The organism is Anabaena azotica FACHB-119 (genome assembly GCF_014697625.1).
Lineage (GTDB): Bacteria > Cyanobacteriota > Cyanobacteriia > Cyanobacteriales > Nostocaceae > Trichormus > Trichormus azoticus_A.
Genome location: NZ_JACJSG010000039.1, coordinates 72287 through 86979 on the forward strand (window position 1 = coordinate 72287; position 14693 = coordinate 86979).

13 protein-coding genes are annotated in these 14693 nt (G+C 41.2%); 6 read left to right on the forward strand and 7 right to left on the reverse strand.

The features are described 5' to 3' along the window. The first annotated feature begins 132 nt into the window (after nt 1-132). A complete protein-coding gene (locus tag H6G83_RS24560) occupies nt 133-2463 on the forward strand; it encodes an NACHT domain-containing protein (RefSeq protein ID WP_190476781.1) in 2331 nt (776 codons plus the stop codon). A gap of 195 nt (nt 2464-2658) precedes the next feature. Next, nucleotides 2659-3363 carry a photosystem II biogenesis protein Psp29 gene (gene psb29 / locus H6G83_RS24565; protein WP_190476783.1) on the forward strand — a complete coding sequence of 235 codons (705 nt, stop codon included), beginning with the start codon at nt 2659-2661 and terminating at the stop codon, nt 3361-3363. 86 nt (nt 3364-3449) lie between these two features. Here the strand turns inward: psb29 and H6G83_RS24570 are convergent, their stop codons facing one another. Further along, a complete protein-coding gene (locus tag H6G83_RS24570) occupies nt 3450-3815 on the reverse strand; it encodes a phage holin family protein (protein ID WP_190476785.1) in 366 nt (121 codons plus the stop codon). A 254-nt stretch (nt 3816-4069) separates the two neighbouring features. Here H6G83_RS24570 and H6G83_RS36050 point away from each other — a divergent pair, with 254 nt between their 5' ends. After that, on the forward strand, nt 4070-4201 hold the full coding sequence (locus H6G83_RS36050; RefSeq protein ID WP_190476787.1) for a hypothetical protein: 132 nt from the start codon (nt 4070-4072) through the stop codon (nt 4199-4201). Between the two features lie 82 nt (nt 4202-4283). On the opposite strand, the gene H6G83_RS24580 is transcribed toward H6G83_RS36050, so the two are convergent. The 4 genes from H6G83_RS24580 to H6G83_RS24595 form a co-directional block, all read right to left on the reverse strand. Beyond that, on the reverse strand, nt 4284-4916 hold the full coding sequence (locus H6G83_RS24580; protein WP_190476789.1) for an ExbD/TolR family protein: 633 nt from the start codon (nt 4914-4916) through the stop codon (nt 4284-4286). Nucleotides 4917-5058: 142 nt separating this feature from the next. After that, nucleotides 5059-5778 (reverse strand): MotA/TolQ/ExbB proton channel family protein, encoded by a 720-nt coding sequence (locus H6G83_RS24585; RefSeq protein ID WP_190476790.1) that lies wholly within the window; start codon nt 5776-5778, stop codon nt 5059-5061. A gap of 509 nt (nt 5779-6287) precedes the next feature. Continuing rightward, nucleotides 6288-8048: a PAS domain S-box protein gene (locus H6G83_RS24590; RefSeq protein WP_190476812.1), complete on the reverse strand. Its 1761-nt coding sequence runs from the start codon at nt 8046-8048 to the stop codon at nt 6288-6290. Between the two features lie 92 nt (nt 8049-8140). Further along, entirely contained in the window at nt 8141-8587 is a 447-nt protein-coding gene (locus tag H6G83_RS24595; RefSeq protein ID WP_190476792.1) for an arsenate reductase ArsC, read from the reverse strand. Nucleotides 8588-9026: 439 nt separating this feature from the next. Here H6G83_RS24595 and H6G83_RS24600 point away from each other — a divergent pair, with 439 nt between their 5' ends. Further along, nucleotides 9027-9269, forward strand: a complete 243-nt coding sequence (locus H6G83_RS24600; RefSeq protein WP_242044791.1) for a cyclase family protein — start codon at nt 9027-9029, stop codon at nt 9267-9269. Nucleotides 9270-9410: 141 nt separating this feature from the next. Further along, complete coding sequence (locus tag H6G83_RS24605; protein ID WP_190476794.1) at nt 9411-10904, forward strand: aldehyde dehydrogenase family protein; 1494 nt, start codon at nt 9411-9413, stop codon at nt 10902-10904. Between the two features lie 709 nt (nt 10905-11613). On the opposite strand, the gene H6G83_RS24610 is transcribed toward H6G83_RS24605, so the two are convergent. Continuing rightward, the gene (locus tag H6G83_RS24610) at nt 11614-11832 is read right to left on the reverse strand and encodes a hypothetical protein (RefSeq protein WP_190476796.1); all 219 of its coding nucleotides are present in this window, start codon (nt 11830-11832) and stop codon (nt 11614-11616) included. An 8-nt stretch (nt 11833-11840) separates the two neighbouring features. After that, nucleotides 11841-14183 (reverse strand): heavy metal translocating P-type ATPase, encoded by a 2343-nt coding sequence (locus tag H6G83_RS24615; RefSeq protein ID WP_190476798.1) that lies wholly within the window; start codon nt 14181-14183, stop codon nt 11841-11843. A gap of 314 nt (nt 14184-14497) precedes the next feature. On the opposite strand from H6G83_RS24615, the gene H6G83_RS24620 reads away from it, so the two are divergent. Then, nucleotides 14498-14693, forward strand: a 196-nt coding sequence (locus H6G83_RS24620; RefSeq protein WP_190476800.1) for a hypothetical protein, incomplete at its 3' end; no start/stop codon positions are given.

Below are 14693 nucleotides of genomic sequence, written 5' to 3' on the forward strand. Positions count from 1 at the left end.
AATTGTCATAAACAATACTCTGGTCTAACCAACGGAAAAACTACCTACGGGGAGATACGAGTACCTATCTACAGTGTGTCTACGTACAGCTACAAAGTAAATAGTATTTAATAGCACGTTATAGCTGAGAGTATGACCAGCCAAGGACTCAGAGCATCCCCTGAAGGTATCAGAGCTGCAAAAACAGCCTTAACCGATAAAACTTTAACTCAACAAAAACTAGCAGCTGCGTTAGGAATTACACGTCAACCAGTATCTAAGTTTTTTGCGGGTGAGCCGGTATCTCGTAGTTGTTTTGTACAAATTTGCCAACAACTAGGACTATCTTGGCAAAAGGTTGTCAGTTTATCTGAACAAGCATCAGAGGTAGAGGCTAAATTACAACCCAAAGGATCTGATATTGATGCGTTAGTAGAGGTAGTGCGCCAGAAGCGTCAAGATAAAATTCATGACCAGTGCGGTACTGTGCAAATATTGGATGTTGCTCAGACAATTCCATTAGCAGAAATTTATATTCCTGTCAATGTTTTAGAAGAGATACCGAGTCAGCAATGGCTGGAAATTTCTGATTTAATGGCAGATTTTAGTTTTGAGTTTAACTTTTCTGGTTTGGGAAATAACCAACATCAAACAACATTACCTGCGTTAGAAGCTGTATCACGCTATTCTAAGTTGATGCTCTTAGGCAAGCCTGGGTCTGGGAAGACGACATTTTTACAGTATCTAGCAATTGAATGTAGCGATGACCTACGGTCGGTCGGAGACCATCGCAAATTTTTGGCTAACCAAGTACCGATTTTTATCAGGTTAAGAGAATTTGCTGAAGATACTCAAAATGAAAATGAATTAAACCTCTTAAAATACATTATTCAAGAATACCGTTATGGAGAAATTGAAGAAGCCTCAACTTTAACGTTACTAACTGGAGGTAAGGCATTAATTCTCCTCGATGGTTTAGATGAAGTGCCATTAGCTATTTTTGAGAAAATTATCCAAGAAATTCGGAGATTTTGCCATACTTTTTATCAAAATAAATTTGTGATTACTTGTCGTACTGCTGCATATAAATATAAATTACCTGGATTTAATGAGGTTGAAGTTGCAGATTTTCAAGCACAGCAAATAGAACTTTTTGTAAAAAAATGGTTTGTAGTAGTTGCTCGACAAACAACTGCTGAAGGTAAGTCTTTTTGTAATTTATTTATCCAACACCTAAACTTACCAGAAAATCAGAGTATTGGGGAATTAGCTACCACTCCACTCTTATTACATCTATTGTGTCTGGTGTTTAGGAATAAAAGGCAATTTCCCTACAGGTCAGCAATTTTATATGAACAGGCATTAAATGTTTTATTTGCTAGATGGGATGAGATGAGAGGTATTAAACGAGATAATTTCTCGGCTGATTTGAATTTAATTTCTAAAAAACAGCTTCTGTCTTATATTGCGCTTAACACCTTGACAAAAGGAGATTATTTTTTTACGCTACCAATTCAAGAATTGATATCAGAGTATTTATCTAGAACAGTAAATGCAACTCAATTGCCGCAAGATATTACCTCAGTGATTAATGCGATCGCCGCACAGGATGGTTTGTTTATAGAACGAGCAAGAAGCATATATTCTTTCTCCCATCTGGCATTTCATGAATATCTGGCAGCAAAATATATTGTTGATAGTTATCAAAATGATTCTTGGCAATTATTAATCAGTAATATTAGTGAGGAACGTTGGCATAAAATATTTTTACTAACAATCAGTATGTTGAAAAATCCTGATGAGTTACTACTCTTAATGAAGCAAAAAGTTGATCAGCTTATCGCTACTGAGGAAAAGATTCAAAGTTATCTAATTTGGCTGTATCAAAAAACTAGTGAAGTTTGTGACTCACATCAATTAGCTAAGGTTCGAGCTTTCTATATTATTTGTAACGATGTTGTAGCTCACAGTCCTAACTACGCTCTAGAATGGGATTTCTTGGCTAATCTAACTTTTAATCCTGAAATTACCCTTGATCAGTTGCTTTTGACAACTCTAACCTGTGCTATTGAGTTAGAAATTTCTTTTGAGCAAAATCTTCATGATACTCATGCTTTCAATCATGCCCATGCTCTCAATATTAACTTTGACGAAGCTATTGATATAGTTAAAAATGATGAATTTAAAGAAGATTTACAAAAACTCCGCAAGAAACTACCTAGTACAGAAAGTAATATTGACAATTTGAGATGCTGGTGGCTAGATAATGGAAAAAATTGGCGAAATCAATTGAGTAATACTTTAATTAAATATCGAAATATTGGTCATGATTGGCAATTTAATGAGCAGGAATCTAAATTAATTCAGAAGTATTTTAATGCTAATAAATTAATTATTGATTGTTTAAAATATTATGTAAATAAGCAAATAAAACAAAAAGTAGAAAGGGAACTATTTATGCCAATAACTCAAATCAGGCGTTAAACAAATAAAGGGAGTATGTAAACATTTGCCTAGATATCTAATTATGGTAACTTATGATTGGGTAATAATCACGGATAGAAAGCGATCGCCCCTCCTCACCTCCCAGTACCCAATTCCCAACATACGGAAACCCCAACTTGGCAAAGTTGCCATTAAGGTAGAAAATAAGATAATGTTGCCCTTAATATTTTCTTTGTGAATAACGTCCTCCGTACCGTCTCTGATACTAAGCGAACCTTCTACGCTCTCCACACCCGACCGATTAATACAATTTACCGTCGGGTGGTAGAAGAGTTGATGGTGGAAATGCACCTGCTGTCAGTAAATGTTGATTTTAGCTACAATCCCGTTTATGCCTTGGGTGTTGTCACTACCTTTGACCGCTTCATGCAAGGCTATCAACCAGAACGGGATCAGGAATCTATATTTAATGCTATCTGTCAAGCTGTAGAGCAAGATCCACAACGTTATAGGCAAGATGCTGAAAGATTGCAAGCTGTAGCTCAAAGCTTATCAGCTAATGACCTCATAGCGTGGCTGAGTCAAGCTAATCATTTACAGCAAGATGCTGACTTGCAAGCACAACTACAAGCGATCGCAAATAATCCTAGCTTTAAATATAGTCGGTTGTTTGCGATCGGTCTATTTACACTGTTAGAACTTTCAAATCCAGATTTAGTCAAAGACGAAAAGCAACGCACTGAGGCGCTTAAAACCATTGCCGCAGGCCTGCATCTGTCCGACGATAAACTCAATAAGGATTTAGACTTATATCGTTCTAACCTAGACAAAATGACGCAAGCACTAGCGGTAATGGCTGATATGTTATCAGCTGATCGCAAAAAACGCGAACAGCGTCAGCAACAAGCTACTACCCCAGTTGCGCCTCCAAATGAATAATAGTCATTAGTCATTAGTCATTAGTCATTAGTCATTAGTCATTAGTTTTTAACTGTTGACTGTTGACTGTTGACTGTTGACTGTCACTACAATCCCAACAACTTGTAGATTAAGCTGTTAATTAAAGTCAAGGTAAACGCCCCTAATACAGCACTCCAAATTCCGTAGCGCAAGCGGAAGCCATCGACTAACCAAGCCGCAATACTGAAGCAAACAACGGCAATCATAAATGTGAAAAAACCCGATAATAAATTAAAGGTGAGTATATCGGGAACTGCAAATACTAAGCGCAGAGTTGGTCTGATGATTGCCGTCACAATACCCAGAACAGCAGCCGAAAGAAATGCTTTTTGTGGGTTGTCAACTTCCACACCCAAAGGTAACTGACTGATCAGCAACAAGCTGACAGATGTAACTACCCAAACAATTAGCAGCGTCAAAATTTCGTTCATTGCCTCAACCCCTGAAACGTGTACGGTGCTTGGCGATAAATTACCTAGTCTATTGATGGAGCAATACAGCAGAAATTAGGACTCAACAATCAGAGGCTCAACACTCTGAATATCTAGCTTTGATTCCTATAATTTTGTACTTAACTGAGTTGCCAACTACTGTATGTGAATTTGAAGCTTAACCAATTATTTATAAGTTACCAGAAAAAATTTATCTAGCGGCGAAATATTTTGTATATCTTTAGGTTTGGTAAATGCTCAGGGATGAGGGAGATGAGGGAGATGAGGGGGATGAGGGGGATGAGGGGGATGAGGGGGATGAGGGGGATGAGGGAGATGAGGGGGATGAGGGAGATGAGGGAGATGAGGGAGATGAGGGAGAATAAAATTTGTTGCTTACTTATCTCCACCCTCTCCCCACTCTCCCCATTCTCCCCACTCTGCCTCATCTCCCCCCACTCCCCTATCTCACCGTTGCGGTGCAGGGTTATTACCCGGTGCGACGGGAACCTGGGGAACTACTGGAATAGTACCTTGTCCGGTTGGGGGTTGATTAGGATCTGTGGGTAAGTTGGGATTGAGTTCGCTGGGTGGGGGATTAATTCCAGGGACTGGTGCAGTGTTGGGTATGGGTGCTACACCTGGATTAATGGGAAAATTGGGTGTAATGGGTTGGGGTTGAGCAGAAGTAGGGATAATTCCTAAAGATACGCGATCGCCTCCCACTTGCCGCAGTAAATCTAATGTCTCCACCACATCGTTATAAGTAGCTGTACGTGAAGCATTAAGCACCAAAACACCATTAGGGTTAGCTTGCACATACTGTCTTAATCTTTGTGTCAAATCGTCCCTTCTCACCTGTTCTTTTTCTACATAAGTATTACCAACAGCATCAATAGTAACAATTAAATTGCCCCCCGTTGAATTGATGCTGGCGGCTGTACTAGTACTAGCTTTTGGCAAATCAACATTAATAGCTTGCTGTCGAGTAAATTGTAAAGCTGCTAACAAAAAGAACGTCAAAATACAAAAAACAACATCTATTAAAGGAATAATTTGAATTTGTACTTCTTCAACTGGGCTATGTAAATTAACTTTCATCGTTTTATGTTTATGTTGAATACTAGATTTGCGTTCTTGATTTTAGGAAGAGGTGTACGGGTATAAGGATGTGAGGGTGCAGGGGAACCTCTAAAACTCCTCATCTTGACTAAATTTTTATCCCTATACCCCTACATCCTGACTAAGTTAAACTCGGTGGTTCAGGAGGTGGCGGAAACTTAACTCTACTTGTCTTACTGGGTAAACTATCACGGACAATAGCTGAAGTGCTGTTACTCAAATCCGGCGGAGACTGGCGATATAACAACTCCATTTCATTCCCCGCTTTGCGAAAAACTTTGACTTGATTAACCACAAAACTTTGGAATAATCGGTAAAATACTAAACTAACAATGGCAACTATTAGCCCGGCTGCCGTACTAATTAAGGATTCACCAATACCAGTAGTTACCCCAGCCGCAGACTCAGTTCCTAAATCACCGATGCGAATTGAACGCAAAGACTGAATTAGACCTAAAACTGTACCCAATAGTCCTAATAGAGGTGCGAGGGCAATTACAGCTTCTAACAGCTTTTCACCCCGGCGCATTCCCGCTAATTCATCTTCGGCTGAGGACTCCAGCGCTAATCGAAAAGTTTCTGCGTCAGTTTTTTGTAAATGTAAGGGAGCATAGAGAAACCTACCAATTGGTTGATCTGTAGCTTGTCTAGCAATATCCGCCGCAATTTCCCAATTATCATGGGCTGCATCTAAGACACGATCAACGATCGCCTTTTCTTGTGAGAAAATTCTCAACCAGAACCAAAGCCGCTCAAAAATCACACTTAAAGATAAAATCGACAGCGCCAGTAAAGGCCACATTGCCGGGCCGCCCTTGTAAAACAAATCTATAATATCCACAGTTTAAGTTTCCTCCCGCCATTGCTTAAGCAACTATCCCAAAGCATTTTAATTCTAAAGATTAATGCACAACTCAGAACGAATAAAATAAATTTACTGAACTATTAAAGGTCATCGGGAATGTCAGGTTAAGGTCGGTGAACCTCGTCCTTCTGTGCGAGATGCTACGCGAACGGAGGAAGCAGGGGAAGAAACCCCACTGACAGGTGTAGGTTTTTACATGTCCCAAAAACATTGGTTTGGGGTGTAAGGGTGTAGGGGTGTAGGGAAGCCAGCCACGCCAGTAGGGTGCGTCAGCCCCAATAATTTCCTACACATTCAAGGATTTTCCACCTCTGACGCACCCTACCCCAAGTGCCAGTTGCGTAAGTCCTGTTAGAGAATAAACACCTACAGCATATTTTGGGTACATGAGGTACAAGCGTAAAACCCAAAACCATGTAGAGACGTTACATGTCAATCTCTACAGTATTTCACAAATAGCGAAACTTCTGTATTTCTTATTTCTGTCACCTGTCACCTGTCCCCTGTCCCCTACTATAATTTTGTTTGGCAGGAATGGAAATCACAAACTCTGTGCCTTGCCCTAATTGGGAGTGACATTCAATTTGACCTTGATGTTTTTCCACTACAATTTGGTAACTAATAGATAATCCTAACCCAGTGCCTTTGCCAATAGCTTTAGTAGTAAAAAAAGGATCAAAAAGGCGCTTTCTAATCTCCTCGCGAATACCAGGGCCATTATCCGCAATGCGAATTATAACTTGCTGACCCTCTGTAATTTCAGTACGAATGCGAATGCTAGGATTGTTAATTGCTTTATTTTCAATTAATGACTCTTCTAAAGCATCAATTGCATTGGCAATAATGTTCATAAATACTTGGTTCAACTGTCCTGCATAGCATTCCACTAGTGGTAATTGACCATATTCCTTAATGACTTGAATTTCTGAACAATTAGACTTAAATTTGAGGCGACTACGTAAAATCATGAGAGTGCTATCAATACCCGCATGAATATCTACTTTTTTACATTCAGCTTCATCTACACGGGAGAAATTACGCAAAGACAAAACAATTTCTCTAATTCGTTCAGCACCAACATTCATAGAAGATAACAAGTTAGGTAAATCTTCCATGATAAATTCGAGTTCTACTGCCTCAATTTCTGCTTTTAGTGGAAGATGAGGGTGCGGGTATTGGTGTTGGTAACATTTTAATAAATGCAACAAGTTTTCGATATATTCTCTAGCTGGAATCAAATTTCCATAAATAAAATTCACAGGATTATTAATCTCATGAGCAACGCCAGCCACAAGTTGACCCAAACTAGACATTTTTTCATTATGAACCAATTGTAATTGAGCCTTTTTTAACTGCTCTAAAGCTTGTTCTAATTTTTCCTTTTCTTGAGTTAAAGCAATAGTACGTCGCTGTACCCGCATTTCTAATTGCTGATTTGTTTGTGCTAGGTTATCTAGCGCTTCATGTAACAAAAATTCTGTTTGTTTGCGTCCGGTAATATCTATTAAAAAACCAAGTAATTGTGTATCATCATCTGATGATTTCACAACATTGACAATATCTTTTAACCATACCCATCTACTATCAGCCGCGAGAAACCGATACTCCACTATATAATCATCTTGCTCCTGGGTAACAGTATGATGATGGGTTATGACTTGAGGTAAATCTTCTGGATGAACGTGTGAATACCAAAAGTTCGGTTCATACCACTCAGCTAAATCATAACCAAATAATTCAGTTGCTTGTGGCCCTACGTAAGTAAATTGGCGAGTGACATCAACAGCTTCCCAAGGGACTAATTTAACACTCTCTACTAAACGTTTCAAGCGTTGTCGAGTTTGCTCTAAATTCTTTTCTGTTAGCTTGCGTAAGGTAATATCAGAAGACATGATAGTATACTTACTGGTTATGCCTTCTGTATTGCGTATAGGCTGCCCATCTACTAACAACCAACATTCTCTTAAATCATGTGTTTGATAAGAAAGCTCAAACTTAAAACTTTCTCCCTTCAATAGTTGTTCACGAATATATGTCTGATGAACATTCAACTGAGAGTTAGAACTAATTACCGTAAAAAACTTTTGTCCTGTTAGCGCATCAACTGGTAAACCTGCTCGTTCAGCAAAGGCTTGATTAACCCATTCAATACGTCCCATTCTATCTGTCAACGCCATCAACAAATCTTTACGCTCCGCTAAAGCAGTAAACATCGTTAATGGCAAATTGGATGAGTTAATTAACATAGCCATAATAGCAATTCGCAATTAAAAAACAGAGATTGAGCCGGACTTTTCTTTCTTTGCATAGGTTGCCTAAAATTATTGCCTCGCTATCACTATGATTGAGCGTATTGAAGGGCATCACGTCTCCCAGCTATATATGCCAACATTATCTTGCTAATATCATCACGAACCCGGCGAAATATTTGCAACTTCTCTGCTTCAGTTCCTTTTGCTTCTGCCGGATCAGGAAAGCTGAAGTGATGGCGTTTGACAACCGCAGGTAAGGCAGGACAACTTTGATCAGCATGATCGCATACTGTAATCACAGTGTCAATTTTTTTATCTATAAATAAATTGAGATGCTTACAATAGTTGTGGGAAATATCTATCCCGATTTCTTCCATAACTTTAATAGCCAAAGGATGAACTTGTGCTGATGGGTTGAGACCTGCGCTTTGTGATGTTAATAAATCATCTGCTAATTCTTTTAAAAAACCTTCTGCCATTTGACTGCGGCAAGAGTTACCTGTACATAGAATTAAAAGTAGTGGTTTTTCCATGCTTAATTATTTTAAATAAAATCATAGTTTTTATCCAAATTATAGCTCTAAAAAATTCAGCAGGCTTCAGGGAAAACACTAAAATCTGTCTCTATCTAAATTTTATTAACCTAAACATAACCTGATTTTAATCTAAATAAATCTAGTTATTTTATTTGCAAAATTAAATGTTTATGCTATTGGTTAGCGTAATATTGAGTTGATAAAATGTTGGAAAATGTCTGTTTTGAATTAAAAATTGCTCAACATTATCAATTAGTTATTAGCTGTGCCTTTCGTAGAGAAACTTTAACACTACTTCTTCATAAGAAAGAAATGATATCGGCTCTACCTTGCATAGTAGATTGAATTGTACAGGTGCGATCGCTTTCCGCCCAGTGTCGATAATACTAGCTTTTCTGGCTGGTGTCTCCTGTCCCCTGCTATATTTAAAGATGGTATGAGAAAAATATCTAATGAACGGCGAATTGCGGGTGTAGGAATTGATACCCACAATGTAGATTCAGGACAAGATACCAGCTTCACCACTAACCGCTTAGTATTGGCACAACAAGGTATAGTGTTAGAAAATTTAACAACCCTGCATCAATTACCAGCAAAAGGGAGTAATTTAGCGATCGCTATTCTCAGACTACGCGGTGGTTCAGGTTCGCCAGTAGGAGTTTTGGCATTAGTACCTTAAATTAGTAACAGTTATCAGTTATCAGTTGACTGTTGACTGTTGACAGTTCAGTGCTGAGTAATATCAAGTTCGGCTAATTACGTACAGTATAGTTGTTTTTTACCAATTACCAATTACCAATTACCAAGATTTTTAATTAATATGACTTCTTTAAACTGCCAAAATTATATCAACGGTGAATGGTTGAACGCCGCCGCCGAAACTGTCCTCAATAGTCACAACCCTGCGAACAAGCACGAAGTCGTTGCAACTTTTCCTCGTTCCCAATTTGACGATGTAGATAGGGCTGTAGCCGCCGCCCGTCAAGCTTATAAGAGTTGGCGCAAAGTTCCCGCCCCAGCTAGAGCCGAGTATATCTTTCGTGTGGGCGAATTATTACTCCAGCATAAAGAAGAACTCGCCCAATTAATCAGTCGGGAAATGGGCAAACCTCTCGCCGAAGCTAGGGGTGATGTGCAAGAAGGTATTGACTGTGCCTTTTACAGCGCGGGTGAAGGGCGGCGGCTGTTTGGGCAAACTACCCCCTCGGAAATGCCCAACAAATTTGCCATGACTGTGCGAATGCCCATTGGAGTCTGTGCTTTAATTACTCCTTGGAACTTCCCCGTAGCTATTCCTTGCTGGAAAGCCATGCCGGCTTTAGTTTGTGGTAATACAGTTATCCTCAAACCAGCCGAAGATACCCCCGCCTGTGCTACTAAATTAATTGAGATTTTCGCCACCGCAGGTTTACCACCAGGAGTAATTAACCTATTGCATGGAGTGGGGGAAGAAGCGGGGAAGGCTTTAGTTGAACATCCAGATATTGATTTGGTATCGTTTACTGGTTCATCCGAAACAGGGGCTGATGTCGGTGCGACTTGTGGTAGAATGCACAAGCGCGTCTGTTTGGAGATGGGCGGGAAAAATGCCCAAGTGGTGATGGAAGACGCAGATTTAGAACTGGCATTGGATGGCGCATTGTGGGGAGCTTTCGGCACAACCGGACAAAGATGTACAGCTACCAGCCGCTTGATTTTGCACCGTGACATCAAAGAAAAATTTACAGCCATGCTGCTGGAACGTACCAGCAAACTACGCTTAGGTGCTGGTACAGAAGCTAACACAGATATCGGGCCGATCATCAATAATCGTCAGTTGCAACGGGTGCATGAATATATGAATATTGCCCGTGAGGAAGGAGCTAAAATTTTAATTGGTGGGGAAATAGCTACCGATGGACAATTAGCACAAGGTTACTTCTTTCAACCAACGATTTTAGATAAAGTTACACCGGATATGCGAGTCGCCCGTGAAGAGATATTCGGGCCAGTAGTGGCATTGATTGAGGTTAGCAGCTTTGAGGAAGCGATCGCCATCCTCAACGATACTAAATACGGTCTATCCTCCTCAATTTACACCCGCGATATCAACCGCGCCTTCACCGCCATGCGCGATATCGAAGCCGGCATCACCTACATCAACGGCCCCACCATTGGCGCAGAAGTACACCTACCTTTCGGCGGTGTCAAACAAACAGGTAACGGACACCGCGAAGCCGGAACCACAGCCTTAGATGTCTTCACCGAATGGAAGAGTGTTTACGTAGACTTTTCCGGCAGTTTACAACGCGCACAAATTGATAATCGGAGTTAGGGAAGTAGGGGAGATGAGGGAGTAACCCCCCTAGCCCCTCCCTGGAGGGGAACGGGGAGATGAGTGAGTGGGGGGAGATGGGGGAGTGGGGGGAGATGAGGAGCAGAGGAGCAGAGGAGCAGAGGAGAAAAACTCATGACTGTTGACTATGGACTGTTGACTGTTGACTAATGACTGTTGACTAATGACTAATAAAAAAAAGTGGGAGAAAGCATATCAAGCGCTTTTATCTCCCACTCTGACATTTGCTACTGTAGTGTTCAGGAAGATGTAGAGGCGTTATCTCTTATTTGGGGGGGCAATGTGCAGGTTAGTGACAACGCCTTGACAAATTGAGATTCCTGTTGCAGCAAATGTCATATTTTTTGAATATTGAATTTCTATTAGTAGCCCCTGATAACAACCTGACTTTTCACGGGATCTGGAAGACCTCTCTCCAAACCTCTCTCCTACAAGGAGAGAGGCTTTGATTTCTCCCCCTTCCCTACTAGGGAAGGGGGCTGGGGGGTTAGGTCTAGCGTTAGCTTTTCCACATGACGTGAAAAGTCAGGATAACAACACCTTGGAAGTCGTTTATCTTTAATAAAGATAACCAAGTCATACTTATTTGAGTTGCCATTTTGGCAGTTTTTTAAACATTAGTCATTAGTTTTTCTGTGTTCCCCTCCTGGGGGGGCTAGGGGTGGGTTGCTCCCATCTCCCTTATCTCCTACGACTGACGTTTGCTCAGGAGAAACCACCATATCTCAAGACAAACTAATGCCAAACCTCCAGCCGTGACGGCAGCTTTGACTGTTAGTGGTTGTTCCATTCTCTGGAACTGAGTGTTTGGTGAGTCATGGTTGATATTAGCAATGGCTGCATTCGCACCTAAACCAAACATTAATCCCCAAAGCATACTGGCGAGAATTACCTTTTTACTGAACATTGGCACTCCTAGACAATTACTTTTGGTTGAAACTTACGCAGACGTAGAGCATTAGTAACGACAGAAACCGAACTAAATGCCATTGCTGCACCAGCGATAATAGGGTTGAGTAACCAACCGAAGATAGGAAAGAGAACTCCGGCGGCGATGGGAATACCTGCAACGTTATAAATGAAGGCGAAGAACAGGTTTTGGCGAATATTATTCATGGTGGCGCGACTGAGTTGAATTGCTGTAACAATGCCTTGCAAATCACCGGATATTAGGGTAATGTCACTAGCAGCGATCGCTACATCAGTCCCAGTCCCAATGGCAATTCCCACATCAGCCTGAGCCAAAGCTGGAGCGTCGTTAATTCCATCACCAACCATTGCGACTAGGGACTGGGGGAAAGGGGAAAGGGGAAAGGGGAAAGGGGAAATACTGCTTCCTCTGCTCCTCTGCTCCCCTGCTCCTCTGCTCTTCATCCCCCCTTGCAACTGCCTAACCACCTCCGCCTTCTGTTCTGGGCGGACTTCGGCTAAGACGCGCTCGATACCAACTTCGCGGGCGATGGTTTCGGCGGTGCGGCGGTTGTCGCCTGTGAGCATGATGACTTCTAAACCAAGTTTTTTTAAGGCTTTTATCGCTTGGGGGGAAGTTGGTTTTATGGCATCGGCGATACCTATCAAGGCTTGAATTTCTCTGTCAACTGCCAGCCAAACGGCTGTTTTACCTAAATATTCTAGGCGCTCTTTCTCTTGTTCTAGAGCTGTAGTATCAATTCCCATCTCTGCCATCCAGCGTTGTGTGCCGATTTGTACCAGATGGTTGTCAACTATTGCTTGTACGCCACTACCGGGAATTGCCGCAAAATCTCTGCTATCTACTAATTTGGCTTCTTGAGATTGAGCATATCTGACAACTGCTTCTGCCAATGGGTGTTCAGAATTACGTTCTACAGATGCAGCTAGTTTCAGTAAATTAATCTCGTTACTGTTAGCTGTGCCTTGGACTGTGATAAAGTCGGTGACAGTTGGTTTACCTTCGGTAATTGTGCCTGTTTTATCTAGGACGATCGCTCGAATTTTATGTGCTAGTTCTAGGCTTTCGGCTCCTTTAATCAAAATCCCGTTTTCTGCACCTTTACCTGTGCCTACCATGACAGATGTGGGTGTCGCTAAACCCAAAGCACAGGGGCAAGCAATAATCAATACTTCTATGGTGGTGATTAATGCCAGGGTGATGTTACCCATGATATTGAACCAGATGATGAAAGTAAGAATTGCGATCGCCATCACCACAGGCACAAACCAGCCTGTAACTTGGTCTGCTAATCTCTGTATAGGTGCTTTTGAACCTTGAGCTTGCTGCACTAATTGCACAATCTGCGCCAATACGGTATCCTTACCTACCCTTGTTGCCCGGAATGTAAAACTGCCAGTTTTGTTAATAGTTGCACCAATTACCTCATCCCCTGGCTGCTTCTTGGTAGGTACGCTTTCCCCTGTCACCATCGCTTCATCTATGGTGGATGTTCCGTCAATAATTTCCCCATCCACAGGTATCTTTTCCCCTGGACGCACCAAGACAACATCGCCAATTTGCACTTCGGCAATGGGTACATCTACCTCTTTCCCCTGACGAATTAACCTGGCAGTTTTGGCTTGCAAACCAATAAGCTTACGGATAGCGTCTGAGGTTTGTCCTTTGGCGCGGCTTTCAAATAACCGCCCCAGTAAAATTAAGGTAATAACTATTGCAGCAGTTTCATAGTATACCTCTGGACTCAAACCCTGACTGATGAGGAAGTCTGGAAATAGAGTTACAAACAAAGAATAAAAATATGCGGCACTTGTACCTAAAGCAATTAAAGTATCCATTGTGGCGGTGTGACGCTGGAAAGCTTTCCAACTATTGGTATAGAAGGAATAACCGCACCAAAATTGTATAGGAGTAGTTAATAATAATTGCCACCAAGGGTTATGTAACCATGCAGGAATTAAGGGCAGATTTAACCCTGTCATCATCGGTAGTGAGCCGATAAATAGCACAGCACTAATAATACCGCCTACTGTCACCTTGCGCTGCAAATTCCGAGATTCTTGCAGACGATACCTTTTCTCTGCATCATCTTCGCCCAGCATCAAGTTTTGTTCTTGCAGGGGAATAGCAGCATAACCGGCTGCACTGACTGCATCTTGAATTACTTGTAAATCTGTGGTATTGGCATCATACTTAATAGTTGCTTGTTCTGCCCCAAAGTTGACGTTACATTCCTGCACACCAGGGACAGAAAGAATTGCATCCTCGACGTTTTTGGCACAGGAAGCGCAACTCATACCACGCAATTTTAAGGTGGCGTTATCCATCTGAGTCCTCCGACTACCAACAGGCATTAACGACTGTTTTTATCTTGAATGCTCCAGTTCACTGGAGAGTCAAGAGGCACGCAGAATTTTCTCCCTGCTCACATTGTGGAATGAAAATAGCTAAAAAGTCTGTAGGATTTTATTCATAACAGGAGATAGGAGTAGCCTGCAATTTGATTCTATACAGTTCAGTTATGACTAGATCGGATGGAAGTAAACCAAATTAATTAAAAATCTTGGTTTATCAGCGTACCCTACGGGAAAGCTTGTGCTATGTAGGTGGTTAATATTCTTTTTTCTAGAATATATAAGATATGGTGAGTAGTGCAGCGCCTCAACTACTCATTCATCCACTTCAACTACTCATTCATCCACTTCAACTACTCATTCATCCACTTCAACTACTCATTCATCCACCTCAACTACTCATTCATCCACCTCAACTACTCATTCATCCACCTCAACTACTCATTCATCCACCTCAACTACTCATTCATCCACCTCAACTAC

What these genes read in the sequence shown, in the direction of transcription:
- H6G83_RS36050 (WP_190476787.1), top strand. Translation starts at nt 4,070, where the DNA reads ATGCTCAGGGATGAGGGAGATGAGGGAGATGAGGGGGATGAGGGGGAT.
- H6G83_RS24560 (WP_190476781.1), top strand. Translation starts at nt 133, where the DNA reads ATGACCAGCCAAGGACTCAGAGCATCCCCTGAAGGTATCAGAGCTGCA.
- H6G83_RS24610 (WP_190476796.1), bottom strand. Translation starts at nt 11,832, where the DNA reads ATGTTCAGTAAAAAGGTAATTCTCGCCAGTATGCTTTGGGGATTAATG.
- H6G83_RS24605 (WP_190476794.1), top strand. Translation starts at nt 9,411, where the DNA reads ATGACTTCTTTAAACTGCCAAAATTATATCAACGGTGAATGGTTGAAC.
- H6G83_RS24570 (WP_190476785.1), bottom strand. Translation starts at nt 3,815, where the DNA reads ATGAACGAAATTTTGACGCTGCTAATTGTTTGGGTAGTTACATCTGTC.
- H6G83_RS24595 (WP_190476792.1), bottom strand. Translation starts at nt 8,587, where the DNA reads ATGGAAAAACCACTACTTTTAATTCTATGTACAGGTAACTCTTGCCGC.
- H6G83_RS24600 (WP_242044791.1), top strand. Translation starts at nt 9,027, where the DNA reads ATGAGAAAAATATCTAATGAACGGCGAATTGCGGGTGTAGGAATTGAT.
- H6G83_RS24580 (WP_190476789.1), bottom strand. Translation starts at nt 4,916, where the DNA reads ATGAAAGTTAATTTACATAGCCCAGTTGAAGAAGTACAAATTCAAATT.
- H6G83_RS24615 (WP_190476798.1), bottom strand. Translation starts at nt 14,183, where the DNA reads ATGGATAACGCCACCTTAAAATTGCGTGGTATGAGTTGCGCTTCCTGT.
- H6G83_RS24590 (WP_190476812.1), bottom strand. Translation starts at nt 8,048, where the DNA reads ATGTTAATTAACTCATCCAATTTGCCATTAACGATGTTTACTGCTTTA.